The following is a 25,919-nucleotide window of genomic DNA, read 5'->3' on the forward strand; positions in this document are numbered from 1 at the left end:
CTCCTTACGCCACGTCGAACTTGACGCCTTGGGCGAGCGGCAATGTCCGGCCGAAATTGATCGTATTGGTCGCGCGGCGCATGTAAGCCTTCCAGGCATCCGAGCCCGACTCGCGCCCGCCGCCGGTTTCCTTCTCGCCGCCGAAAGCGCCGCCGATTTCGGCGCCGGAGGGGCCGATATTGACGTTGGCGATGCCGCAATCCGATCCGCGCGTCGATAGGAAAGCTTCGGCTTCGCGGAGATCGTTGGTGAAGATCGAGGACGAGAGTCCCTGCGGGACCGCGTTGTGCAGGTCGAGCACCGCATCGAAGTCACGATATTTGATCACGTAGAGAATGGGCGCGAAGGTCTCGTGCTCGACGGGGCCGATTTGTCCTGCGATCTCGACCAGCGCCGGGCGGACATAATAGGCCTCATCGGCGCCGTCGGAGAGGAGCCGCTCGCCGCCGAATACCGTGCCGCCCGCGGCGCGCGCCTCGCTCAGCGCTTTCTGCATCGCGGTGAAGGCTGCTGCGTCGATCAGCGGGCCGACCAGGGTGCCGTCCTTGAGCGGGTCGCCGACGGTCACGGACGCATAGGCGTGCTTCAGGCGCGGCACCAACGTCCCGTAGATGCTTTCGTGAACGAAGAGACGTCGCAAGGTCGTGCAGCGTTGACCTGCCGTGCCCATGGCAGCGAACGCGGCTCCGCGCAATGTCAGGTCGAGGTCGGCCGTCGGCGCGACGATTGCGGCGTTGTTGCCGCCCAGTTCGAGGATCGCGCGCGCAAAGCGTTTTGCGAGTCGCGGTCCGACGACACGACCCATTGCCGTCGAGCCGGTCGCCGACACCAGAGGCACCTTTGCGTGATCGACGAGGATTTCACCGATCTCGCGGCCGCCAAACAGAACGGTGGAAAGCGCGTCCGGCGCCTTGCCGCCGTCCGCCCTGAAGCGCTCGAGCGCGCGATCGAACAGCGCTTCCGTCGCAAGCGCCGTCAGCAGCGTTTTCTCGGACGGTTTCCAGGCGATGCTGTTGCCGCAAATGAGCGCCAGCGCCGCGTTCCAGGACCATACGGCGACGGGGAAGTTGAATGCCGAGATGATCCCGGTGACGCCGAGCGGATGCCAGCTTTCCATCATCCGGTGCTCGCTGCGCTCCGTCGCGATGGTTAGGCCGTAGAGCTGACGCGACAGGCCTACCGCGAAATCGCAGATGTCGATCATCTCCTGGACTTCGCCGAGGCCCTCGGACGCAATCTTGCCGGCCTCGATCGATACGAGCTTGCCGAGCGCCTGTTTGTTGGCGCGCAATTCCTCGCCAAGCAGGCGAACGAGCTCGCCGCGTTTCGGGGCGGGGACAAGTCGCCATTCGAGGAAGGCCGCGTGCGCCTTGTCGATTGCGGCCCGCGCATCTGCGGCACCGATTTCGTTCACATGGCCCGTGATCTCGCCGGTGATCGGCGATCGTGCAATCAGCTGGCCGCCGGTGTAGCGGCTCCGCTTGACGCCAAGTGTGCTCAGGAGCGTGTCTGCCTCGCCCGCCAGGGATTTGATGGCGCGTGTTGGAATCCGGGTCGTGATGGTCATGGCGGTTTCTCTTGGATGATTGAAAGGCGTTCGATCAGGCCATCGCCCGGCGCGCGAGGTGTGGCGAGCCTAGCTGGGCCAGAGCTTGCTCCAGGGAGTCTCTTTCTGCCTGCGCGTAAAGCTTCATTTCATCGTGAACCTTGGCGCCGAGGGCGGTCTCGAACGCAACCTGGTTCGAGCGCGCGGCGTAGTTCTGCTGCTGGTTGGTGCCGAGATTCGACTGGAAGATTCCTGCCGCACTGACGGGGAGGAAATCCTCGTAAACGATCGGATCGTAGCGCAGAAAACCTGCCGCCACCAAATCATCGAGGCTGGAGGACAGAGTGTGGCCCTCGCGGGCCTGAAGGCCAACGGGCGTTGCCGAATAGCGGAAGAAGGCCAGGCCTTGCGAGCGAAGCTCCGACCAATCATCCGGGAACACCTTGAAGCGCTCGGCCAGTTCGCTGTCGTAGTCGCGCACGGTCGCGCCTACCTGCCGCACGGAGGCGAGCAGTCGGTCGTAGAGCTCGCGGCCTTTGGGCGTGAGCGCAACGCCACGCTGCTCGATCTCGCCGAACCGAGCCGTATGCGTCCCTGGAGTACTCTTGGCATTCGCTTGCCTGAAGAGAATCGGCTCTTCCAGCGCCTTGAAGCTGGTCTGGCGCAACAGGATCGGGCAGTCGCGGCGTGGTGGGCCTTCGATCACTGCCTTCGGCGCAATGCCGCGTTGGGGCATACCGGCCTGCACGGCGTCGATGTCGAGCGTGCGCGGCGTCAGATGGTTGATATGAGGGCCTTTGAAACTCACGACGTCGGCGATCAGTCGATGAGCGTCGTGCAGCCGTTTGTAGACCTCGAGACCGACGGTTGCCTCGCTGTGCCAGCGGAAGGTCTCGAGGGCCTCGCGAACGAACTGCTCGGCCTGCGTAATGGTCAGGTGACCTTCCATCTCGAATATGCGCGTGAGTTCGAGGGCCCGCGGCGTGAAGATGCGACGCCCGGCGAGAATGCGCTCAGCATCCAGGCGAAGAGTGTCGTCCTCGATCAGGTCGAGGCGCAGCAGCGAGGTGAACACCCGGAAGGGGTTGCGGCGGAGCGCTGTATCGCCGATCGGCCGAAACGCCGTCGCGTGGACGGGCACGCCGGCCACGGACAGATCATAGTAGCCCACCGGGTGCATACCCATCACCGCAAAGACGCGACGCATGTTGAACAATTCGTCCGCACGCCCCAAGCGGATGGCGCCATGGCGCTCGACGTTCAACCGCTCGAGTTCATCGCTTCGTTCGAGGCTCGCACGGAGCTGCTCGTGCCGCCGCAACGCTTCGCGATTGATATCGTTGACGAGTTCTATCAGGGTGCCGTATTGCGGCACTTCGGCCCGATACATTTCCGACATGGCGCGGGAAAACAGAGTGCGGATCTCGTCTGCGTTCGCCCGCAGCGCTGGCATTGGAATTCTCCGTTGACGGATCGGCCGTCATATCCGGCTCGACCATGGTCATGCATTTTCATCATGATCGTGCGATTAAATCTTGCATAAGTCGCCAATTCAAACGATGTTTGCTCAGAAGATCATTCTGAATTGGAATGATGAAATGGACCCGCAAACACCTCGTCGCTTCCTTCCGTCGACCGCCATCTTGGCGGCGTTTGAGGCCACCGCGCGGACCGGCAGCATGACGCTGGCTGCGCGCGAGCTTCAGCTGACTCAGAGTGCTGTCAGCCGGCAGATCAAGATTCTGGAGGAGCAGCTCGAGGTCGAGCTCTTCGTCCGCGAGCGCCAGACCGTTCGACTGACCTTGGTCGGTGAATCCTATGCCCGCGAGGTTCGCGAGGCGCTGCACAAGATCAGCACGGCCTCCTTCAATCTCCATGCGAACCCGAGGGGTGGCACGCTCAATCTCGTCATCCTGCCGACGTTCGGCACGCGCTGGCTCGCGCCGCGCCTGCCCAGGTTTCTGGCTGCGAATCCCGGGATCACGATCAATCTCACGACCCGCTTGTCCTATTTTGATTTCCGGGCCGAGTCCCTGGACGCGGCGATTCACTTCGGTCAGCCGGAGTGGCCTGGGGCCGAGATGGCTCTCTTGCGATCCGAACAGGTCGTCCCTGCGTGCAGCCCCGGCGTGAAGCGGCAATATCGCTTCAGTGTTGCAGGCGATCTTCGAAAGGCCCCGCTGCTCAGCATCTCGACCCGCTTTCATGCGTGGGATCGGTGGTTTTCCGTTCACGATGTGTCGGGCAGAACCGCTCAGGGGATGGTGTTCGACCAGTTCGCGACCGCAGCCCAGGCGGCGATCGCCGGCCTCGGTGTAGCGCTGCTGCCGACCTTCCTGATCCAGGATGAGCTCGCAAGCCGCAAGCTGGTCCGCGCCCTCAACCTGCCGATGGAAAGTCCCGAACGCTATTACCTCGTCTGGCCTTCCGAACGGGCGAAGTACCCGCCGCTCGCGGCGTTTCGGGAATGGCTGGTCACGGAAACCGCGCCTGACCGCTGATCAAGATGCACTGGACCTTTTCCCGGCGGAGCGCAATAATTTCCCGTCGTTTTGTTCGGAAACAAGCAATTTGGAGGGTTGAAAATGGCACGCCCGGCGGATGTGAGGAAGGATCAGGATCTCCTCAACATCCTGATCGCAAATGCGCGGACGTCGATCTCCGATATCGCCAAGGCGCTTGGCGTGTCCCGCGCGACCGCGCAGGGCCGCATGGCGAGGCTGGAAAAGGAGGGAACGATCGCCGGCTACACCGCCGTTCTCGGCAAGCAGGAACATGTCACGGCGATCTCGGCGATCATCCTGATCGAGCTTGAGGTCAAGCAGCAAGGCAACGTGATTGCAGCCCTGCGCAAGAAGGCCGAGGTCGTCCATTGCTACACGTTGAGCGGTCCGTTCGATCTGTTCGTGAAGATCAATTGCGCGACCTCAACTCATCTCGACGAGATCATCGACTGGATCGCTGAGATGGACGGTGTACGCCGCACCACGTCATCCATTCTTCTCGCCAGAAAATTCGAAAGGTGAATAGGGCGCAGGCAAAACTCTGCCTCAAAGGTGTTGTCGCTGCCCGATTTTCCGGCAAAATTGCTCATTTCCCATCGAAATAGAACTTGACCCGGCGGATTGTAACAAAGTTAGCGTGATAGCCGGCGGTTTGGCTATTCATGTCGTCCCGATGCTCCCGGATAAAACATTCAAGAAGGAGCAATCGAAAAATGAATGGTGCGTCCGCTCTCGTGAGCATGCTGTCCGGATACGGCGTCGAAGTCATTTTTGGCGTCCCCGGCGATACCAACGTCGCCTTCTACGAGGCTTTGCGAACGACGAGGGATGCGCCGCGTCATATCATGTGCCGCGATGAGCGCTCCGCGGTGTTCATGGCGGACTGCTATGCGCGCTTGTCCGGCAAGCCGGGCGTGGCGGAGGTGCCGAGTGGCGCGGGCGCGCTTTATGGTCTGCCCGGCGTAGCCGAAGCGAACAAATCGTCGGTACCGCTGATCCTTCTCGTCAACGACATTCCCCAGCCCGGCGTCGGCCGCGGCACCCTGACCGAGCTGCCCGTCGAGGAGTTGTTCAAGCCGATCAGCAAGCGCGCAGAGACGCTCGCTCATATTGGAAAACTGCCCGAGCTGGTGCGGCGTGCCTTCCGCGAGGCGACAGGCGGTCGTCCGGGCGCCGTCGTGCTCGCATTGCCGGAGGACGTTCTCTATCAGGAGCTTCCGGAAGCAGCCGTGTCGCTGCACGTCGAGCCGCAGTGCCGACAGGCGCCGTCGTTCCGAAGCAGGCCGCCGGATGGCGATCTCGACGCTGCCTGCAAGGCCATCCTTGCCGCCGAGCGTCCGCTGATCGTCGCTGGCGGTGGCGCCAATCGCTCCGGCGCGGCGGCCGCCATCACGGCGTTTGGCGAGCGGCTCAGCATACCCGTTGTCACCACCATCACAGGGCAGGGCGTCATTCGCGATGACCACAAGCTCGGCATTGGGATCATCGGCGACAATGGCTTCCATCCGCACGCGGTGTGGGCTCTCGGACGTGCCGACCTCGTGATCTATGTCGGCTGCCGCATGGGTTCGGTCGCCACCATGAATTGGCAATGGCCGGTGCCGAACGGGGAGACGCGCATCGTCCAGATCGATCTCGAGCCGGAGGTCATCGGCAACACCTACGCCATCGACCATCCGCTCGTAGGCGACGCGCGAGCCGTGATCGATGCTCTACATGCCAAAGTACCCGTGGACCATGTGCCCGCCACGGCGGGATGGGTTGGCAACATCAACAGCCGGCGTGCGGAGTTCTGGGATGTCATGGCGCCGCATCTCGAGAGCGACGCAGTTCCGCTTCGTCCCGAGCGGGTCATTGAGACGCTCAACCGCTTCATGCCGGTGCCCTGCAATGTGGTGTCGGATGCCGGCACGCCGACACCCTACGCGACGCGCTTCCTGCGGCTGCGCGATCCGCAATCCAAGCTCGTGATCCCGCGATTTTACGGAGGGCTCGGTTATGCCATTCCAGCAGTGATAGGGGCATATTTTGCAGCGCCACATCTGCGGCCCGTCGGCTTGTTCGGCGACGGTTCGCTCGGCATGTCGGCGGGTGAACTGGAGACGTTGTCGCGGCTGCAGATCCCGGCCGTGCTGGTTCATTTCAACAACGCCTGCTTTGGCTGGATCAAGGCGCTGCAGCGGGTCGTCGACCGCGACCATGCCCGCAAGGCGCCCGGGCACGGCGAGGCCGTTCCGGTCAACGACCCGAATTTCAGCGTGGACTTCGGCAACTACGACATGAGCAAGCTCGCCGCCGTCTACGGGATCCGCGGCTTTCGCGTCGAGACGCCCGCGCAACTGGAGACCGCTCTTCGTGAAGCATTCGCGCTTAGCGAGCCGGTTTTCGTCGACGTCGCGATCGAATCCATCGCCGATCGCCTGCCGCCGGTGTTCTCGTGGCTGAAGAAAGTGGGCGCCGATCCGGCGGCGATTGGCGTCCAGGCAGCTCTCTAGAAGGGGTTCGAAATGGCTCATCCATTGCAGAAGATCGCAGTCCTTGGCGCCGGGCAGATCGGCGCCGTGATCGCCGGGATGCTGGCGGCGCACGGGCACGAAGTTACGTTGGCCGACGCCTCGGAAGCGCAACTCGGCTTGAGCGCAGGACAAACCTTCGCTACCAAGGTCGTGGACGCTGGAGAACTCCATGCGGTGCGCGGTTTCCTGAAGGACCAGGATATCGTCGTCAGCGCCTGTCCGTATTTTCTCAATCAGGGTATCGCGCGAGTCGCTGTGGAGACCGGAACGCACTATTTCGACCTCACGGAGGACGTGGCGACGACGGCCTATATCAAGGAGATCGCGGCGGCTGCCGACGTGATGCTGGCGCCGCAGTGCGGGCTCGCGCCGGGGTTCATCTGCGTGCTCGGAGCCGACATGGCGGCCCGTTTCGATACGGTGAAGGCCATCAAGATGCGGGTCGGTGCGCTGCCGCTCTACCCCACCAATGCCTTGCGTTACAACGTCACCTGGTCCGTCGACGGACTGATCAACGAATACTGCAATCCCTGCGAGATCGTGTTCGACGGCAAGTCGATTTTGGTGCCGGCGCTCGAGGGCGTCGAGAGCGTGATGATCGACGGCGTCGCCTACGAGGCGTTCAACACCTCGGGCGGGCTTGGCACATTGACGGAGACGCTGGCCGGTAAGGTCCGCGACATGAGCTACAAGACGCTGCGCTATCCCGGTCATGCCGAGATCATGAAGCTCCTGCTGCAGGGCTTGGGGCTGGCCGACGATCGCGAGACCATGCGTCGTATCCTCAACCGCGCCGCGCCGTTCACCCGAAAGGACGTCGTCGTGATCTTCGTGACGGGCATTGGCGAGCGCAACGGGCGCATGGAGGAGGACAGCATCGTGCTCCGCTACGACGGCAGGCCGGAGCTCGGTGCGATCCAGCTCACCACGGCTGCCGGTTGCGTCGCGATGGTGGAGCTGTTCCTCGCGGGCAAGCTGCCGGCAAAGGGGTTCGTGCGGCAGGAGGATGCGAGCCTTGCCGATTTCCTCGCGACACGCGAGGGCGGCCGGCTCGCGAGAGAGGCGCGCAGCTCCGAGACGAACGATTTTGCAGGACGGTTCTCCACCAAGAGAGCCGCTTAGGGAGCGCAGAGACCGATAGACCGGTCGCGTCAGAATCAGGGTTTGAGGAATTCAACTGGAGAGGGGAGGCCTGGTATGGTCAATCGTCGTGAAATCGGATCGCTCGTTGGGCTCGGGGCCGCTGCGGTGGCTATGGCGGCCGGCTCCGCTGTGTCCCAGGCCGTTGCCCAGACGCAGCCAGCCGAGAGCACGTTTGCTCAAATTCGCAGAACGAAAAGGCTTCGTATCGCCGGAATAGTCGGGACCGAGCCCTATTATCACAAGGATATCGCCACGGGGCAGTGGTCGGGCTTCTGCGTGAGCATGGCAACCGATCTCGCCAAGGCACTCGAGGCCGAGGTCGAGATCATCGAGTCGACCTGGGGCACCTCGGTGCTGGATCTTCAGAGCAACAAGATCGACATCATGTTCGGCCTCAGCCCGACGCCGTCGCGCGCCCTGATCCTCGAATTCACGCGCCCGATCATGAACAACACCTTCACGATCATCGCCAAGTCCGGTTTCGAACCGAAGACATGGGAAGATCTCAACAAGCCGGAGGTGCGGGTTGCCGTCGATATCGGCTCCACCCACGATCTCTACGCGCGCCGTACGCTGCCCAAGGCAACGCTGGTCGCATTGAAGACGCCCGATGAGGCCGTGCTGGCGGTGCAGGCCGGGCGGGCAGATTGCCTGATCCAGGTTGCGATGCTCTCGCTGGTCACGGTCAAGAAGAATGCGAAAGTGGGCAAGGTCATCATCCCGACTCCGATTGCCGCGCAACCGACCTGCTGCGGCGTACGCGTGGACGTCGATACCCGCTTCCGCACCTATGTCGACAACTGGCTCGAATACAGTCGCTCCCTTGGCGCGTTGCGGGAGTGGATTCTCACGAGCCTGTCGCTGGTCAATATCCAGGAGCAGGACATTCCTCCCGGGCTCCAATTTTGATTTCAAACTGCCCGCGTCTTCAGATGACGCGGGCAGTTTCGTCTCAATAGCGTCGTTGAATTTGGGCCAACCAGCGTACGACGAATCAGGGAACATCGGATCGATGCAACATGGGCGACATCCTCCGCTGGGCTATTCGCAATCGCTGAGCATGGGATAGCTGTGATGCATTATGACTGGAGTTTCGGTTTCCTTCTGCAATACAGCAAGCTGATCGGTGTCGGGACCGCCTACACGATCGGCTTTACGATCCTGACCGCGGTGAGCGGATTTGTAATTGGATGCGTGGTCGCAATCGCAAGCCTGTCCAAAATGCGGTTCGTCTCGACCCCGCTCGTAACGCTGGTCGAGGTGTTTCGCTGTACGCCGGTATTGGTGCAATTGGTGTGGATCTATTACGCGCTTCCAGTGCTCATTGGCGTAGAACTTTCGCCCGCGGTGGCTGCGTTCATCGCGCTCAGCTTCTACGGTGGCGCCTTCTATTCGGAAATCATTCGTGGCGGCATCGTATCGATCGACATGGGGCAATGGGATGCTGGCCGCGCGCTGGGCATGCGTCGCTTCGATCTGATGAAGCGCATCGTCATGCCGCAAGCCCTAAAGCGGATGATTCCTCCGCTCGTCAACCAAGCGGTGCTGCAACTGAAGAATACTTCGCTGCTCTCGGTCCTGGCGGTCCCGGACCTGCTTTACCAAGGTCAGCTCATCACATCCGCGACCTATCGGCCGCTTGAGACCTACACCATGATCGCAGTCATCTACTTCCTCATCTTGTTCCCGATGACGCGCGCTGCGAGCGTGCTCGAAGCGCGGCTGGCGCGGTGAGGCACGGCGATGTCCATCAAAGAGGGAAGCGCTCCCGTGTCTGATGTCCCGATGATCGAGCTGGCTCACGTGAAGAAGGCGTTTGGCCCCGTCAGCGTCCTGAAGGACATATCGCTGCGGGTGCCCCGCGGCGGTGTCGTCGCGCTGATCGGTCCGAGCGGATCGGGTAAGTCGACGCTGCTGCGGTGCCTCAATCTGCTGACCATCCCCGAGAGTGGTTTTATCCGGGTCGGCCAAAGCACCATGGATTTTACCAATGGGCACAAGCTGCCGGCTGACAGGGAGCTCGCGGCATTCCGCGCGCGGACCGGCATGGTGTTCCAGAACTTCAACCTGTTTCCGCATATGTCGGCCATCCAGAATGTGATGGAGGGACCCGTCACGGTTCTGAAGGTCGAGCCGGAGATGGCCCGCGAGACGGCACTTGGGCTCTTGGACAAGGTGGGGTTGAAGGACAAGGCGGAGGTCGCCCCCGACAAGCTGTTCGGCGGCCAGAAGCAGCGCGTGGCAATCGCGCGTGCTTTGGCGATGAAGCCGCAAGTGATGCTGTTCGACGAGGCGACGTCCGCGCTCGATCCCGAGTTGGTCGGCGAGGTTCTCGCCGTAGTCCGCCAACTCGCGGCGGAGGGAATGACCATGGTGCTCGTGACTCATGAAATGGCATTTGCGCGCGAGGTCGCGGACACCGTCGTCTTCATGCGCGATGGCGTCGTCGTGGAAGAGGGGCCCGCTCGGCAGGTGATCGACACGCCGCGTCAGCCCGCAACGCGAACGTTTCTCAGCCACTTCCATAGCAGTGGCTTGCCGTCAGTTGCCGCGAACGGATGATTGCCTGACGAGCTGCGGCCGGGTCGAGGGGAATGAATCAAGACAGGACAGCACTCCGCATCGCCGTGATCGGTGCCGGCATCGTCGGCGCTGCGACCGCATGGGAGCTCATCAAGGACGGCCACGAGGTCACGCTGATCGAGCCGGGCGAGCCGGGCGGACGCCAGTCGGCAAGCTATGGCAACGGCTCGTGGATCAGCCCGGCTTCGATCATCCCCATGTCGATGCCCGGCCTGTGGCGCAAGGTGCCGGCCTATCTCTTCGACCCGAACGGACCGCTCGTGCTGCGCTGGACGGCACTGCCCGTGTTGGTGCCCTGGCTGCTGCGATTTCTTGCCGCCGGATGGACGGTTGCGAAGGTCGAGCGGACCGCGCGCGCGCTCGCATCGATCCTGCGCGACGGTCCCGCGCGCCACGCCGCGCTCGCGAAGGAAATCGGCAAGCCGGATTGCATACGCCGGACCGGTCTGCTCTATGCCTACCCCGATCGCAAGGCGTTCGAGGATGAATCGCTCGCGTGGCGGCTTCGTAAGGACAACGGGCTGCGATGGGTCGAGCTGGATGCCGGCGAGTTGCGTCGTGGCGAACCCGATCTGAGTTCCGACTATCAGTTTGGTGCATTCGTTCCCGAAGGCGCCCACTGTATCGATCCCGGCGCCTATGTATCTGACATCGTCGATGCCGCGCGGGTGCGGGGCGCCGTCATTGTCAAGGCGAACGCAACCGGCTTTGTCATGGCCGGCGACCGTCTTGCAGCTGTCGTCACAGATCATGGCCGCGTCGAGTGTGATCGGGCCGTGATCTGCGCCGGCATCTGGTCAAAGGTTCTTGCCGAGGCCGCAGGCAATCGCGTGCCGCTGGCGAGCGAGCGCGGCTATCACGGCGTGATTGCATCGCCCGCGGCCGGCCCGAGGCTTCCGATCATGCCGAGCGATGGACGGATGGCGAACACGCCGACCCCAGCCGGCCTGCGGCTTTCGGGACAAGTCGAACTCGCGCAAGTCGAGGCCGAGCCGGACTGGGCGCGCGTCGAAATTCTCGTCGGTCACGCTTTGCGGACCTATCCCGGTCTCGGATCACGTGCGGAGCTGACGATCGATCGCTGGATGGGGCATCGGCCATCGACGCCGGACGGCCGTCCCGTCATCGGCAAAGCATCGGCGTCGGAAGACATCTTCCACGCCTTCGGACACGGACACATCGGCCTGGCGTCAGGCCCGATTACGGGCCGGATCGTCGCCGATCTCATTGTCGGCAGGGATGCCGGCATCGATCTCGCACCGTTTTCCGCGACACGTTTTCACAACTGACCTGGAGACCACAATGAAGCTGCGAGGCGGCTGCACGAACTACGGAGAGACGATCGGAGTCCTGATGCTGGACACGAGGTTTCCGCGCCCACGTGGCGACATCGGGAATGCGCTGTCCTACGACTTTCCCTTACGCTACAAGATCGTGCGCGGGGCCCATGCGACCAAGATCATGGGCGACCATCCCGACTCGAGCCTTCTCGAGCCGTTCGTGGTGGCGGCCCGGGAATTGGAAGCCGAGGGTGTCAAGGCGATCACGACGAGCTGCGGGTTCCTGGCCCCGTTCCAGAAGCAGCTCGCCGCGGCGGTGAATGTTCCGGTCTTCACCTCCAGCCTGATCCAGGCGCCGCTGATCCATGCGATGCTGCCGCCGGGCAAGATTATCGGCGTCTTTACCGAGCGCGGACATCACATGAATGACGACCATTTCCGCGGTGTTGGCTGGTCGGCGAATGACATCCCCGTCCAGATCCAGGGCATGAAGCCTGATGCGCAGTTTCCGGCGACCTATATTGTTGGCCGGGAGGAGCTGGACACCGATGTGCTGCGAGCCGAGATGATCGAAATGACCGAAGCCTTCATGGCCTCCTGCAAGAACCCGGGTGCCATCCTCTTCGAATGTACCAACATGTGCCCGTTCTCGAAAGACGTCGCGGAAGTGTCGGGACTCCCTGTCTTTGATATCAACACGATGATCAACTTCTTCTATCGCGCGGCCAATCCGGTCCCGTTTCTGAGATAAGACACGAGATGGCGTTACTTGGGTTTACCGGCCCGTATGGTTTGGCTCGCTTATTCGTTCCGATCCCGGTTCACACGCGATACTTGGCGGACTTCATCATCACTACGTCCAAGTTTAGGTTCTCGGTACACACAGGTGGCTGAATTTCCAATCAACTGCTCTGCCGATGGAGCAGGGTGAAACGCGTATCGATGACGGCCTGTTCCGGCTCGCCGTCTGGGTGCGAGATCCTTGCGATGATCAGCCGCGCGGCTTCCTTCCCGATCAGGTCGCCAGGCGGGCGGATGGTTGTCAACGACGGATTGGAGGCCGCGCTGAAGCTCAAGTCGCCGAAGCCCACCACGGACAGGCGCTCGGGGATTGCAATGCCGAGGCGCTGGCACTCGAAGATCACGCCGAGGGCGATATGGTCGTTGGAGCAGGCAATCCCGTTCACGTTCGGAAAGCGATGAAGGGCCTCGCCGAGCAGCATGGCGCCGACCTCGGCGCTCGACGGCGCAGGATGCTGGATGATCTCCGCAGTGACGTCCGGCACGTTCCGCGCCGTCTCGACGAAGCCCTGGGCGCGCCGTGCAGCGCGACGATCCTCGTGCAGGCGGGCGCCAAGAAACAGCAATCGCTTGCGTCCTCGCTGAACGAGATGCGACGCGGCGGCGTGACCGACCTGGTCGTGGTGAAAGCCGACCGCCATGTCCATAGTCTGGGAACCGAGCTCCCAGATTTCGACAACCGGCACGTTGCTTTCACGCAACAGCCTGCGTGTCGCAGCGCTGTGGGAGAGGCCGGTCAGAACGATAGCGGCGGGGGCCCAGGACAGTGCCGTGCGCACCAGACTTTCCTCGTCGTGCTCTTTGTACTCGGTGTGGCCGAGCATCACCTGCAGTCGCTGCTTGCCGAGTTCTTCCTGCATGGCCGCGACGGTCTCGGCAAAGAAAGCATTGCGGACGGATGGCACAATGATGCTCACGACGCGCGATGAGGCCGCAGCCAGGCCGCCGGCCATCAGGTTCGGCACGTAGTCGAGCGCTTCGATGGCGCGTGCGATCGAGTCGCTCGCCGCCGCTGAAACCGCATCGGGCTTCCTGAAATAGAGGGACACCGTGGACGGCGAGAGCTCGGCGCGCGCCGCCACATCCATGATCGTGACCCGTTGCATCTTGCGCCGGGTGCGTGTGGGCTTTGGTGCCGCCATTCCCTTGGTGGTCCAAAATAATAGCGCTGCAATCTAGCCGAGGTTCTGTCCGCAATACAATCGCATTCTTCTTGTCAGAAAAATATGATATGATGATCAAATAGATACGCGAAGATCCCATCTCCTGGCCCGCCGGATCGAGTTGGAGCCGGCGGACGTTTTCTTGGCCTTTGATTTCAGAAATCGTAGCGCTATTGTCGGCTGCAGCGGCTTCACCGGCCGTAGGGATGCGGGACGGGAGAACAGGCCTCATGGCTTCGGTCAGCCTGCGCAAGCTTGAGAAGAGCTATGGCGCGTTTCGCGTCGTCAAGGCCATCGACCTCGAGATCATCGACGGCGAGTTCGTGGTGCTGGTTGGTCCGTCGGGCTGCGGCAAATCGACGACGCTGCGCATGATCGCCGGACTCGAAAGGATCAGCAGCGGTGAGATCCGGATCGGCGATCGTATCGTCAACGATCTGCCGCCGCGCGAGCGCGACATTGCCATGGTTTTCCAGGACTACGCGCTCTACCCGCACAAGACGGTACGCGAGAACATGGGGTTCAGCCTGAAGGTGCGGGGCGCGAGCGCGGCGGAAGTGGACGCAAAGATCAGGGTCGCGGCGGAGATGCTTGGCATCACCCATCTTCTCGACCGGCGGCCGGGACAGCTCTCCGGTGGACAGCGCCAGCGGGTTGCGATGGGCCGGGCCATCGTTCGGCGGCCGCAGGTGTTCCTGTTCGATGAGCCGTTATCCAATCTCGACGCGAAGCTGCGCGGTCAGGTGCGCACGGAAATCAAGAAGCTACACCAGACAATAGGGACCACCATCGTCTATGTGACCCACGATCAGGTCGAGGCGATGACGTTGGCCGATCGCATTGTCATTCTTCGCGGCGGCGACATCGAGCAGATCGGAACGCCCGATGACGTCTACAACAATCCGGCGAGTGTGTTCGTCGGCGGCTTCGTCGGCTCTCCGTCGATGAACTTCGCCAAGGCCAGGGTTGCCCATGGCTGTCTCGATTTCGCCGACGGCAATCGTCTGCCGCTTACGGCTTTGACCGGCACCGGGATCTCGGCGGCTGATGGGCGCGATTTTATCGTCGGCATCAGGCCCGAGCATTTCACATCCGGGACGTCCGATGTCGGCCTGAATTGCGAGGTTCAGGTCGTCGAGCCGCTCGGCTCCGATACGCTGGTGCATTTTTCGGTGGGCGGCGCGACATTGACCGCGCGGCTGCCGCCCGAGTTGCGCCCGCAAACCGGCGAAACGTTCAAGCTGGGCCTCGACCCTGCGAAGATTCATCTGTTTGATGCGGAGACGGAGCGTGCCTTGCAGTGAGAAGTGCCCGGCGAGGGCGTCAACAACAAGCTAGAAATGTCGCGAGCAAGCGGCGATCTTAATCGGGAGGACGGCATGAGTTTGGGACGCATTTCAAAGATAACAGGACTGCTGCTCGGATTTGGAGCATTCGCATTCGCAACCGGCGCGTCCGCCGAAACCCCGTTGAAGGTCTTCATCACAAGCCAGGGGCAGCCCGGCATCTGGCGCGCGGTGCTCGATCAATACGAAACGCGCAATCCGGGCGTCAAAGTCACTATCGAACTGGGCGGCGCGACCTCAGATCTGCAGGCGCAATATCTCAACACAGTCATGACGGCGAAGGACTCTTCACTCGATGTGTTGATGCTCGACGTCATACGGCCGGCGCAGTTTGCGGCTGCGGGCTGGACCAGCCCGTTCGCAAGCGAAAACATGTCGGCTTATCTCCGCGCCTATGCCGAGGCGAACACCGTCAATGGCAAGGTGGTGGCGCTCCCCGCCTTTGCGGATTCCATGTTCCTCTATTATCGCAAGGACCTGCTCGACAAATACGGGCTCCAGCCGCCAAAGACCTGGGACGAGCTCGCTGCCGCCGCGAAGAAGATCGCGGACGGTGAGAACAATCCGAATTTGCAGGGCCTTTCGTTTCAGGGCAAGGCGATCGAAGGTGCGGTCTGCACTTTCCTCGTACCGTACTGGAGCCAGGGCAAGGCGGTCGTGAAGGACGGCAAACTCGATTTCGATCGTGAAGCCGCCACGAAATCGCTCGCGCTCTGGAAGAGCTTCGCCGACAGTGGTGTCGCCAAGAAGAACATTGCCGAGGTTGCGACCGACGACACGCGCAAGGAATTTCAGGCCGGCAACGTCGTATTCGCGGTGAACTGGGCCTACGCTTGGGCCATGACGCAGGGCACCGACTCCGCCGTGGTCGGCAAGGTCGGCGTCGCGCGGCTCCCGGCGGTCGAGGGCGGCGAACAGACGACTTGCCTCGGCGGTTGGGAGTGGGGCGTCTCCGCCTTTTCCACGCATCAGGAGGAGGCGAAGAAGCTCGTCGAATACCTGTCGAGCCCCGAAGTCTCCAAATTCATGGCCGTCAACGGCTCATTGCTGCCGACCTACGGCAGGCTCTACAAGGACGCGGACGTAACCAAGGCGGTGCCGTGGTTCGCCGACGCTCAGCCGATTGTCGAGACCGCGAAGCCGCGTCCGGTGACGCCGCGTTACAACGAGGTCAGTGAAGCGATCCGGACCACGGTCAACGCGGTGCTTGCTGGCGTGACCACGCCGGCGGACGGCGCCACCCAGATCGAGGCGCGCCTGAAGCGGATCCTCCACTAAGGCACGTTCCGGCGACGAGTGGGTGTGTTTCTGTCCGCATCCCGCTCGTGGTCGCGAATTCCTGCGGTCGCCTTGTGCGCAATCCGGATCGGACTTAATGACGATGACATTCACGTTCAAGAACGCTGCCGGTCGCGTGGGTGCGCGACGTGCGAGGCTGTCGCGCTGGTTTGATCCGGACGAAACGACGCTCGCCGTGCTGCTCTTGGCACCCGCCGCGATCCTGCTCAGTGTGATGATCGTCTATCCGGTGGGCCGGCTCATCTACACGAGTTTTCTCGACCTGTCGCTGACGTCGGGCCTGCCGGCGCGATTCGCCGGGTTCGCGAACTTTCAGCAGATGCTGGAAGATCCGGTCTTTTGGCAGGCGACCTGGAACACGATCCTGATCACGCTCATCACCGTGCCCGGCGCGCTGATCGTCGGGCTCGGGCTTGCGCTGCTCGCCAATCTGCCGTTCCAGATGCGATGGCCGGTGAGGCTCTCGCTCCTGATTCCGTGGGCGCTGCCGCTCGCGTTCACGGGCCTGATCTTTGCCTAGTTCTTCCATTCGGAATACGGCGTCGTCAACGACGTGCTCAATCGGGTCGGCCTGCCGGGCGTGATCTGGTTCAATTCGCCGCGTCTCGCGTTCGCCGCGATCTGCCTCGCCATCATCTGGAAGGCCTCGTCCTTCATGGCGATGATCATTCTCGCCGGATTGCAGACTATTCCGCGTTCGCTTTACGAGGCCGCGGACGTCGACGGGGCAGGGCGCGTGCGGCAGTTCTTCGAGATCACGCTGCCGCTGCTGAAGCCCACGATCGTGGTCGCGCTGATCTTCCGCACCATTACCGCGCTGCAGACCTTCGATATTCCCTACATGATGACGGGCGGCGGGCCGGGCACCGCAACTGCGACGTTGGCTATGTACATCCATCAGAACACTGTGTCGTTCCTCGACCTTGGCTATGGATCCGCGCTTGCGGTGATGATGTTCGGCCTTTCGATGTGCGTCACGGCGCTTTACCTGCGCGTGATCCGCGGCAATGGGCCCGCATCATGAGCACGGCTGTCTTCTCCGCTCTCGGCTCGGCCTTGTCCGGCAAACCGTTGCGGGCCATTGCCGCGCTCATTCTCGTCGTGAACGGCCTGTTCCCGGCGCTGTGGATTCTGCTGACCTCGTTCAAGCCTGAGGCGGAGCTTACGCTGAAGCCGATCACCTGGCTGCCGCAAGCGGCGACGCTGCGGAATTACATCCAGGCGTTCTCCGATCAACCTCTACTCACGTTCCTATTCAACAGCTTCATGGTTGCGCTGTTGTCGACCGTACTGACGCTGCTTGTTTCCGTCCTCGCGGCCTATGCCTTGGCACGGCTGAATCTGAGATTTCGCGGCCTCATCATGTCGCTGATCATCGCGGTCTCGACCTTCCCACTGGTCACGCTCCTGGTGCCGCTGTTCGAGACCATGCGCGCGCTCGATCTGCTCAACACCTGGACAGCGCTGATCCTGCCTTACACGGTGCTGAGCCTGCCGGTATGCACGTTGGTGCTGACGTCGTTCTTCGAAGGCATTCCGCGCGATCTGGAGAATGCCGCCATGATCGACGGCTGCACGCGCTTTGGCGCGTTGTTCAAAGTGGTGGTGCCGCTGTCTGCGCCCGGCGTATTTACCGCGGGAATCCTCGCCTTCGTCAATTCATGGGACGAGTTTTTGCTCGCGCTCTCGTTCAATTCCAATCCAGCACTGCGCACGCTGCCGGTCGGAATCCAGCTTTATCAGGGCGAGTTTGCCTTCCCCTGGCCGGTGATCTCGGCCGCGCTCGTCGTCGGCATCGTACCGGTGGCGATCCTGATCGTGATCTTCCAGGAGCGTGTGGTCTCGGGGCTGACGGCGGGCGGCCTCAAGGGATGAGGAGCCAAGACCGTGCCGGCTATAGCTATAGATCGCGGCGGCACGACGGCTACAGCGGGGTGTGCCGATGACGAGTTGGTCCAGTATCCATTGAGCGGTGATTTGCTTGTGATGCGGGTCGATGTCCCGGGTCTCGGGAAATCGCTCTTCAATCGTTTCGTCTAAGCAGAAACATTACGAGGTTCATGAGATGACGACCTACGACAGCGTTCGCTACGCCTCCCTTGCGGGTCGCAATGTGCTGATCAGCGGTGGCGCCTCCGGCATTGGCGCCGAGATGGTGAAGGCTTTCGCATCGCAAGGATCGGCCGTATCGTTCATCGACATCGCTGAGCAAGCAGGCGCTGCGACCGCGGCCTCAACGGGGGCGGAATTCATCGCTTGCGACGTCACGGACATTGCTGCACTCCGTGTGGCGATTGCGCGCGTGGAAGAAAAGCGTGGTCCCCTTGCGGTGCTGGTCAACAACGCGGCCCGCGACGATCGCCATGCCATGGCCGATGTCGAGCCCGAGGCCTGGCGGCGCACGTTGTCGCTCAACCTTGACCATCAGTTCTTTGCAACCCAGGCGGTGAGCAAGCGGATGGCCGAGGCCGGCGGGGGAGCGATCATCATGCTCGGCTCGGTTTCATGGATGCGCGGAATCCCGGGGATGGTCGGCTATACCGCGGCGAAAGCTGCGATCAACGGCATGACCAAGACGCTTGCCCGCGAGTTCGGTCCGGCCGGAATTCGCGTCAATTGCATTGTGCCCGGTGCGATCGTGACCGAGCGCCAGCTGCGGCTCTGGACGACGCCCGAGGTCAATCAGCGGTTCATCGATAGCCAGGCGCTCAAATTCCGGCTCGATGCCACGCACGTGGCGCGCCTGGCGTTGTTTCTCGGCTCGGACGAAAGCTCCGGCTGCACCGGCGCGAACTTCGTGGTCGATGCCGGCCTCACATGATCACCGAAAGAATGGACATGAAACTCGAGACCACACCGGCCGGCTTCACGCTCTCGCTCAATGGCCGGCCGATCCTCAATCACAGCGTGACGAGCCCGTGCGTCTTCGTCGGGCGAGGCGACGACCGCATCGAGATGCATCGCGGCCGCTTCGAGATCGAGGACCGCCTGGTCGAGCGCTGTCCGCTCGCGCATGCCGAGATCGATGGCGAGCGCATCACGCTTGCGGCCGGGAAGGGGCAGGCGCCGCGGCTCATCATCACGCTCAAGGGAGATGCGATGGTGCTGCAAGCAGCCGATCCATCGGTGAACCGGTTCTGGATCCGCATTGCGGCCGATCCGGATGAGCACGTCTGGGGCTGTGGCGAACAGTTTTCCTATTTCGATCTGCGCGGCCGTCGTTTTCCGCTGTGGACGTCCGAGCCGGGCGTCGGGCGTGACAAGAGCACTGAAATCACGTTCAAGGCGGACGTCACCGACAAGGCGGGCGGCGATTATTACCACACCTACTATCCGCAGCCGACCTATGTCTCCTCGGCACATTATGCGCTGCATGTCGCGACGTCAGCCTTCAGCGTGTTCGATTTTCGCGACGGCTCGTTTCACGAGATCGAGGTCTGGGCTGTTCCGGAGCGCATCGAACTGTTCGCTGCGCCGTCGTTCGTCGCGTTGGTCGAGATCCTGTCCGACCGCTTCGGGCGCCAGGCGCCGTTGCCCGAGTGGGTCTATGACGGCGCGATTATTGGATTGAAGGATGGGGCGAATTCGTTCGAGCGCCTCGACAAGATGCGCGAAGCGGGCGTCAAGGTCTCCGGTCTCTGGTGCGAGGACTGGGTGGGCATCCGGCCGACCACCTTCGGCGCGCGGCTATTCTGGAACTGGCAGGCGAACGAAACGCGCTATCCGGGCCTGCGCCAGCGCATCGCCGAATTGAACAGCGACGGCATTCGCTTTCTCGGCTATGTGAACCCGTATCTCTGCGACGACGGGTCCTTGTTCAAAGAAGCCGAGGCCGCGGACTATTTCGTCAAGGATGGCGCCGGCCGAACCGCCCTGATCGATTTCGGCGAATTTCACTGCGGCATTGTCGATTTTAGCAATCCAGACGCCGCGGGATGGTTCTCCGAAGAGATCGTCGGCGCGAGGATGCTCGATTACGGCCTGTCTGGCTGGATGGCCGATTTTGGCGAGTACCTGCCGACCGACGTGCGTCTCGCCAACGGCGTCGATGCGAAGCTCATGCACAATCAGTGGCCGACGCTGTGGGCAGAGGTGAACTCAAAGGCGGTGGCGAGCCGAGGCAAGACCGGCGAAGCGCTGTTTTTCATGCGCGCCGGCTTCACGGGCGCGCAGAGATATTGCCCTTTGCTCTGGGCCGGCGACCAATCGGTCGACTTCTCGCGTCATGACGGGCTAGTCACCGTGATTTGCGCCGCCTTGTCGTCCGGCCTGCTCGGCAATGCGTATCATCATTCCGATATCGGCGGTTACACGAGCCTGTTCGGCAATGTCCGCACGCCCGAGCTTCTCATGCGCTGGGCGGAGATGGCGGCATTCACGCCGGTCATGCGCAGCCACGAGGGCAACCGGCCGCGCGACAACGTTCAGCTCGACGGCGATCCCGTAGTGCTGTCGCACTTTGCCAGGATGACCGCGATCTACGTTTATCTCGCACCCTATCTCAGGACATTGGCGCAAGAAGCGGCGCGCCGCGGCCTTCCAGTGCAGCGCCCGTTGTTCTTGCACCACGAAGCCGATGGGCGAACCTACAGTATTCAGGATAGCTATCTGTATGGTCCCGATGTGCTGGTTGCACCCATCTGGCAGGCATCTCAAACCGAGCGGACGCTGTATCTGCCAACCGGAACCAATTGGAGTCACGTCTGGACTGGCCAGTCGTTCGCTGGGGGCGAAGAAATCACGGTCGGTGCTCCGCTGGGGCAGCCTGCGGTCTTTTACAGGGCGGATTCCCCGTTTGCGTCGCTATTCGTTGCTCTTCGGGACGTGTAGTCAGTCCAACTAACCCGCAATGAGCCGCGCTGTTTCCTCACGATGCGCTTTGCTATGCGGGAGGCGTGTGCACTGGGAATCCGCTCCTCCGGCTAGTTGTCCAAGACCCAATGGTCTTGGCCGGCCGCACGATAGCTACGTTGCGGAGGCAGGTAATCAGCAGGCCGCCACGGGTTGTTGACCTCCTCATTCAACAGCAGGCGAGTGCGATGGCGCGACGGGTCTGCAATCGGGACAGCCGCCATCAGCCGTTTCGTGTAGTCGTGCTGCGGATTCTCGAACACGGCCCGACGGGGGCCGATCTCGACGATCTCGCCGAGATACATCACCGCGACGCGGTGGCTGATGCGTTCGACCACCGCCATGTCGTGGGAGATGAAGAGATAGCCGAGGCCATATTTCTCCTGCAGATCAAGCATGAGGTTGATGATCTGCGCCTTGACCGAGACGTCCAGCGCCGAAACAGCCTCGTCCGCGATGATCAGCTTGGGTTCGAGCGCCAGCGCGCGGGCGATGCAGACGCGCTGACGTTGTCCGCCTGAGAACTCGTGAGGAAAGCGGTCGGCCATCGACGCCGAAAGTCCTACGCGCTCCAGCAGTTTGCCGGCCCGTTCTGGCGCCTCCACGCGGCTTGCAAGGCCATGCGCCACCATTGGCTCGGCGATGGCGGCCCCGACGCGGATGCGCGGATTGAGGCTGTCGAATGGATCTTGGAAGATCATCTGCGCTTCGCGGCGGATCTCGGCGAGCTGAGACTTTCCGGATCCGATCACGTTCTTCCCGTCGATCCTGATCTCGCCCGAGGTTGGATCGGTCAGCCGGAAGATCGAGCGACCGGTTGTGGATTTGCCGCAGCCGGATTCGCCGACGAGCGACAGCGTCTCGCCGCGCCGCAATCTCAGCGAGACGCCTTCGACGGCATGGATGCGGCCGACGGTCCGGCGCAGCAGCCCCTTCTTGACCGCGAAGCGGGTGACGAGCTTGTCGATCTCGAGAATTGGCGCGGATGCGTGATCGACCGTATCTGCGGTCGGTGTGGTCGGGCGGATTTCGCCGGTCGCCATGTCGACCTCCGGGAAGCGCAGAGGCCGCTCGAGTCCCCTCATGGACCCGAGATGCGGAACCGCGGAAAGGAGCGCGCGGGTATAAGGGTGCTTCGCGGCGACGAAGATGTCGCGGGTCATCCCGGTCTCGACCACGTCGCCGCGATACATCACCACCGTCCGGTCCGAGATCTCGGCGACAACGCCCATGTCGTGGGTGATGAAGAGGACGGACATGCCTTCCTCTTCCTGCAGCGACTTGATGAGTTCGAGGATCTGCGCCTGGATCGTCACGTCGAGCGCCGTCGTCGGCTCATCCGCGATCAATAGCTTCGGGCTGCAGGCCAGTGCGATCGCGATGACGACGCGCTGGCGCATGCCCCCGGAAAAGTTCATCGGGTATTCGTCGAGGCGCGAGCGCGCCGCCGGGATGCGGACCTTCTCCAGCAGCCGGACGGCTTCCGCCCGCGCCTGCGCGTGCGACATGCCGCGATGGTGCACTAGGACCTCGGTGATCTGTTCGCCGATCCTGAGCACCGGGTTCAGGCTCGTCATCGGCTCCTGAAAGATCATGCCGATGCGGTTGCCGCGAATGGACTGCATCTTTGACAGCGGCAGCTCGATCAGGTTCCGACCTTCAAAGTCGATCCGCCCCGTGACCCGCGCGTTCGACGGGGATAGAAGCCGCATGATCGACATCGCCATCACGCTCTTGCCGGAGCCGGATTCGCCGACGACCGCCACGGTTTCGCGCGCGCCGATGTCGAAACTGACGTTACGTACGACATTGCGCCACTCCTCGCCAACGCGGAAGGAGGTCTCGAGCCCGGATATCGAAAGGACGGGCGAAGTCATGTCTCAGCTCTCTCGCCGCGGATTGAGGATGTCGCGCAGCGCATCACCGATCAGGTTGATCGCCACGATGAGCAGCAGCAGTGCCAAACCAGGAAAAAGGCTGATCCAGTAGTCGCCGGACAGCAGGTATTCGAAACCGTTCGAGATCAACAAGCCCAGTGACGGCTCCGTTACAGGCAGCCCGATGCCGAGGAAGGATAACGTTGCCTCCAGCATGATCGCATAGGCGACGCGCATCGTCGCCACGACGATCAGGGGCGGCAGGCAGTTCGGCAGGATGTGCCGGAATAGGATCGCCCGGTCCGGCAGCGCCATGGAGCGAGCCGCGTCGACGTAGGCCCGCTTGCGCTCGACCAGTGCCGAGCCTCGGATCGTGCGGGCGTAGTAGGCCCACTGAGTGACGATCAGGGCGAAGATGATCTTGTCGATGCCTTGTCCCAGGATCGCGAGGAAGATCAGGGCGATCAGGATCGCTGGAAAGCTGAGCTGGATGTCGACGATGCGCATCAGGAAGGAGTCGACCCGGCCGCCGGCATAGGCGCTCACCAAACCGATCAAGGCGCCGAGGACGAGCGCGGCGGCGGCGCTGCTGAAGCCGACCAGAATGCTGGTGCGCAATCCGTAGAGAATGGCGCTCAGGAGGTCGCGCCCCTGGCCGTCCGTACCGATGAGGTAGACCAGGCCTGCAACGCTCCGCGAGCCGGGTGGCAGGCGGCTGTCGAGAATGTCGAGCTGCGACAGGTCGTACGGGTTCTGTGGCGCCGTGATCGGGGCGAGCGCGGCGGCGAGCACGAAGACCGCCACCGTCACGAGGCCGATCAGCGCCAGCCTGTCCCGCAGCAGCGCCGAGACGACCTGCCGGAAGGGCGAGCGGGAGGATCGCCTCGGCGCCGCCGACGCATCCGTATGCACCGAAGCCGTGACCTCGCTCTCCCGGCTCATCAGGAATTCCCCTCGAGGCGAACGCGCGGATCGGCAAGCGAGTACAGGATGTCGACCAGCAGATTGATGACACTGAACATCACGACGGTCATGAGCAGGTAGGCCAGGATCACCGGGCGATCGAGGACGCCGATGGCGTCGATGATGAGCTTACCCATCCCGGGCCAGGCGAAGATCGTCTCCGTCACCACGGCGAAGGCGATCAGCGAGCCGAGCTCCAGGCCGATGACGGTGATCAACGGGATCAATGTGTTCTTTAGCACGTGCACGAAAACAATCCGGCGCTCTGGTATGCCCTTGGCCCGCGCGAAGCGCACGAAATCGAGCTGCATCGTCTCCATGACGCCGGCGCGGGTCAGGCGGATGATGAGCGAGACCTTGAACATGGCCAGATTGAGCGCCGGCAAGATCAGATGGGCGAGACCGTCCCGCGTCAGGAAACTGAATGGCACGCCGAAGATTGCCACCGTCTCACCGCGCCCCGATGCCGGCAACCAGCCGAGACGGACACTGAACAGCATGATCATCATCAGCCCGATCCAGAAGGTCGGCAGGCTGAAGCCGAGGATCGAGAAGGTCATCACCGACTTCGCGGCAAGGCTCTTCGGTTGCAAGCCGGCGTAGACGCCAAGCGGTATGCCGAAGACGAGCCCGATGATCAGCGCGAAGAAGGCGAGTTCGAGCGTCGCCGGCATGCGGTGGAGGATCAGCGAGAGCGCCGGCTGGTTGAAGACGAAGGAGTTGCCGAGATCGCCCGACAGGGCGCGGGTCAGGAACAGCCAATATTGCTCCCAGACAGGCTTGTCGAGTCCGAAGGACTGGATGATCTGAACACGCTCCGCGGACGTCGCCGTCGGGCTCAGCAGGACGTCGACCGGATTTCCGACCAGATAGAGGCCGGCGAAGACCAGCACCGACATGACGAAGAGCGTCAGGACTGTCTGGACCAATCGGCTGAGGAGATAGCCACTCACGGCTTTGGGCCTCCCCGCGGCATGACGTCGGACGCGGCGTTTCCGAAAGACGCGATGCGGGTGCTGGCCGGTGCGGTGCCGCCGAACTGTACCTCGATGACGTGCCGGTTCATGCCCGCTCCCGGTCGGCGTAGCGGGACAACCGATCGAGCAGCAGAGCTATGACGCCGTCGGCATCGACCTTCGTCACAATGTCGGCATTCGGTTCGAGCCCGCTCTTGCCGTACCAATCGGCGACTGTCTGCCCCATGCAGAGCTCGCTCTCGTGCTCGACGAAGATGCGGGCACGCTGCGTCTCGAACAGATGCGGCGCCAGCAGATAGGCGATGACGAGGGGGTCGTGCAGGGGCCCGCCCCGTGAGCCGTAGCGGCGGACGTCGTTGCGGTCCCAGAAAGCCATCAGCTCGGTCAAGGCCTCGGAAATCCGGCCGCTGACGCTCGCGAACTGCGCCACATGCTCCGGCTTGAGAATAACCTGATGCGTCGCGTCGAGCGGCAGCGCAACGATCGGAATCTCACTCGAGAAGACGATATGCGCGGCGTGCGGATCGGCCAGGACGTTGAATTCCGCCGTCATCGTGCGATTGCCGGGCTCACGATAGGCGCCGCCCATCATCACGATCCGCTCGACCCCCTCCGCGATCTGCGGCTTCATGCGAAGCGCGACGGCAAGGTTCGTCATCGGCCCGAGGCAGCAGATCGTGACCCGCTCGTTCCGCTCTGCGGCCCTGGACAGAGTCGCGACCAGGAACTCGACCGCTGACAAGGGCTCGGCGGTCTTCACGGGGTCCGACAGGCTGGTGTTTCCCAACCCACTTTTGCCGTGGAACTGGCCGTGGATCGGCTCACGAAGGATCGGTCTGAAGCACCCTGCAAAGACAGGAATATCAGCCCGCCTCCCGAGTTCGCAGACCTGGAGCGTGTTCCGCACCGTCCGCGCGAGTGGCTGGTTGCCGCAGACCGGCGTGATGCCGAGGATGTCGAGCTCCGGCGATACGAAAGCCGTCAACAGCGCGATCGTGTCATCGATCCCCGGGTCACAATCGACGACAATCGGAATGGTTTTCATAGTCAGCGACGCCTCTGGTCGATGG

21 protein-coding genes and 1 pseudogene are annotated in these 25,919 nt (G+C 62.6%); 15 read left to right on the forward strand and 7 right to left on the reverse strand.

Going from position 1 to position 25,919, the window contains the following annotated elements; genetic code table 11:
- Positions 1 to 4: 4 nt before the first annotated feature.
- Positions 5 to 1,567, reverse strand: coding sequence for an aldehyde dehydrogenase family protein (locus NLM33_RS01460; protein WP_254094039.1), 1,563 nt, complete (start codon positions 1,565 to 1,567; stop codon positions 5 to 7).
- 34 nt (positions 1,568 to 1,601) lie between these two features.
- Complete coding sequence (locus NLM33_RS01465) at positions 1,602 to 2,999, reverse strand: VOC family protein (protein ID WP_254094041.1); 1,398 nt, start codon at positions 2,997 to 2,999, stop codon at positions 1,602 to 1,604.
- 145 nt (positions 3,000 to 3,144) lie between these two features.
- Here NLM33_RS01465 and NLM33_RS01470 point away from each other — a divergent pair, with 145 nt between their 5' ends.
- The 9 genes from NLM33_RS01470 (at position 3,145) to NLM33_RS01510 (ending at position 12,323) form a co-directional block, all read left to right on the forward strand.
- Positions 3,145 to 4,047 (forward strand): LysR family transcriptional regulator, encoded by a 903-nt coding sequence (locus tag NLM33_RS01470; protein ID WP_254094043.1) that lies wholly within the window; start codon positions 3,145 to 3,147, stop codon positions 4,045 to 4,047.
- A gap of 84 nt (positions 4,048 to 4,131) precedes the next feature.
- Positions 4,132 to 4,572: an Lrp/AsnC family transcriptional regulator gene (locus tag NLM33_RS01475; RefSeq protein WP_254094045.1), complete on the forward strand. Its 441-nt coding sequence runs from the start codon at positions 4,132 to 4,134 to the stop codon at positions 4,570 to 4,572.
- A 191-nt stretch (positions 4,573 to 4,763) separates the two neighbouring features.
- Complete coding sequence (locus NLM33_RS01480; protein ID WP_254094047.1) at positions 4,764 to 6,545, forward strand: thiamine pyrophosphate-binding protein; 1,782 nt, start codon at positions 4,764 to 4,766, stop codon at positions 6,543 to 6,545.
- 24 nt (positions 6,546 to 6,569) lie between these two features.
- Positions 6,570 to 7,688, forward strand: coding sequence for a saccharopine dehydrogenase family protein (locus tag NLM33_RS01485; protein WP_254105618.1), 1,119 nt, complete (start codon positions 6,570 to 6,572; stop codon positions 7,686 to 7,688).
- Positions 7,689 to 7,763: 75 nt separating this feature from the next.
- Positions 7,764 to 8,618, forward strand: a complete 855-nt coding sequence (locus tag NLM33_RS01490; protein WP_254094049.1) for a transporter substrate-binding domain-containing protein — start codon at positions 7,764 to 7,766, stop codon at positions 8,616 to 8,618.
- A gap of 165 nt (positions 8,619 to 8,783) precedes the next feature.
- Positions 8,784 to 9,443, forward strand: a complete 660-nt coding sequence (locus NLM33_RS01495) for an amino acid ABC transporter permease (RefSeq protein WP_254094051.1) — start codon at positions 8,784 to 8,786, stop codon at positions 9,441 to 9,443.
- 36 nt (positions 9,444 to 9,479) lie between these two features.
- On the forward strand, positions 9,480 to 10,271 hold the full coding sequence (locus NLM33_RS01500) for an amino acid ABC transporter ATP-binding protein (protein ID WP_305880481.1): 792 nt from the start codon (positions 9,480 to 9,482) through the stop codon (positions 10,269 to 10,271).
- A gap of 32 nt (positions 10,272 to 10,303) precedes the next feature.
- Positions 10,304 to 11,581 carry an FAD-binding oxidoreductase gene (locus NLM33_RS01505; protein ID WP_254094052.1) on the forward strand — a complete coding sequence of 426 codons (1,278 nt, stop codon included), beginning with the start codon at positions 10,304 to 10,306 and terminating at the stop codon, positions 11,579 to 11,581.
- Positions 11,582 to 11,594: 13 nt separating this feature from the next.
- On the forward strand, positions 11,595 to 12,323 hold the full coding sequence (locus NLM33_RS01510) for an aspartate/glutamate racemase family protein (RefSeq protein WP_254094053.1): 729 nt from the start codon (positions 11,595 to 11,597) through the stop codon (positions 12,321 to 12,323).
- 151 nt (positions 12,324 to 12,474) lie between these two features.
- Here the strand turns inward: NLM33_RS01510 and NLM33_RS01515 are convergent, their stop codons facing one another.
- A complete protein-coding gene (locus NLM33_RS01515; RefSeq protein ID WP_254105620.1) occupies positions 12,475 to 13,461 on the reverse strand; it encodes a LacI family DNA-binding transcriptional regulator in 987 nt (328 codons plus the stop codon).
- 305 nt (positions 13,462 to 13,766) lie between these two features.
- Here NLM33_RS01515 and NLM33_RS01520 point away from each other — a divergent pair, with 305 nt between their 5' ends.
- From NLM33_RS01520 to NLM33_RS01545, 6 genes and pseudogenes are all read left to right on the forward strand, one after another.
- Positions 13,767 to 14,840: an ABC transporter ATP-binding protein gene (locus NLM33_RS01520; RefSeq protein ID WP_254094054.1), complete on the forward strand. Its 1,074-nt coding sequence runs from the start codon at positions 13,767 to 13,769 to the stop codon at positions 14,838 to 14,840.
- A 75-nt stretch (positions 14,841 to 14,915) separates the two neighbouring features.
- On the forward strand, positions 14,916 to 16,160 hold the full coding sequence (locus NLM33_RS01525; RefSeq protein WP_254094055.1) for an ABC transporter substrate-binding protein: 1,245 nt from the start codon (positions 14,916 to 14,918) through the stop codon (positions 16,158 to 16,160).
- A gap of 103 nt (positions 16,161 to 16,263) precedes the next feature.
- Positions 16,264 to 17,205 (forward strand): annotated as a pseudogene (locus tag NLM33_RS01530) (carbohydrate ABC transporter permease).
- Positions 17,202 to 18,056: a carbohydrate ABC transporter permease gene (locus NLM33_RS01535; protein WP_254094056.1), complete on the forward strand. Its 855-nt coding sequence runs from the start codon at positions 17,202 to 17,204 to the stop codon at positions 18,054 to 18,056. The pseudogene NLM33_RS01530 and the gene NLM33_RS01535 overlap by 4 nt, the downstream one beginning before the upstream one ends.
- A gap of 190 nt (positions 18,057 to 18,246) precedes the next feature.
- Complete coding sequence (locus NLM33_RS01540; RefSeq protein WP_254094057.1) at positions 18,247 to 19,002, forward strand: SDR family NAD(P)-dependent oxidoreductase; 756 nt, start codon at positions 18,247 to 18,249, stop codon at positions 19,000 to 19,002.
- Between the two features lie 17 nt (positions 19,003 to 19,019).
- Positions 19,020 to 21,011 (forward strand): alpha-glucosidase, encoded by a 1,992-nt coding sequence (locus NLM33_RS01545; protein WP_254094059.1) that lies wholly within the window; start codon positions 19,020 to 19,022, stop codon positions 21,009 to 21,011.
- A gap of 92 nt (positions 21,012 to 21,103) precedes the next feature.
- Here NLM33_RS01545 and NLM33_RS01550 read toward each other — a convergent pair whose 3' ends face one another.
- The 4 genes from NLM33_RS01550 to NLM33_RS01565 form a co-directional block, all read right to left on the reverse strand.
- A complete protein-coding gene (locus NLM33_RS01550) occupies positions 21,104 to 22,909 on the reverse strand; it encodes an ABC transporter ATP-binding protein (protein WP_254094062.1) in 1,806 nt (601 codons plus the stop codon).
- Positions 22,910 to 22,912: 3 nt separating this feature from the next.
- Positions 22,913 to 23,851 carry an ABC transporter permease gene (locus NLM33_RS01555; protein ID WP_254094064.1) on the reverse strand — a complete coding sequence of 313 codons (939 nt, stop codon included), beginning with the start codon at positions 23,849 to 23,851 and terminating at the stop codon, positions 22,913 to 22,915.
- Complete coding sequence (locus NLM33_RS01560) at positions 23,851 to 24,825, reverse strand: ABC transporter permease (RefSeq protein WP_254094066.1); 975 nt, start codon at positions 24,823 to 24,825, stop codon at positions 23,851 to 23,853. The genes NLM33_RS01555 and NLM33_RS01560 overlap by 1 nt, the downstream gene beginning before the upstream one ends.
- 109 nt (positions 24,826 to 24,934) lie before the next feature.
- Complete coding sequence (locus tag NLM33_RS01565; protein WP_254094068.1) at positions 24,935 to 25,894, reverse strand: nucleoside hydrolase; 960 nt, start codon at positions 25,892 to 25,894, stop codon at positions 24,935 to 24,937.
- Positions 25,895 to 25,919 lie beyond the last annotated feature (25 nt).

Source organism: Bradyrhizobium sp. CCGUVB1N3, assembly GCF_024199925.1.
Classification (GTDB): domain Bacteria; phylum Pseudomonadota; class Alphaproteobacteria; order Rhizobiales; family Xanthobacteraceae; genus Bradyrhizobium.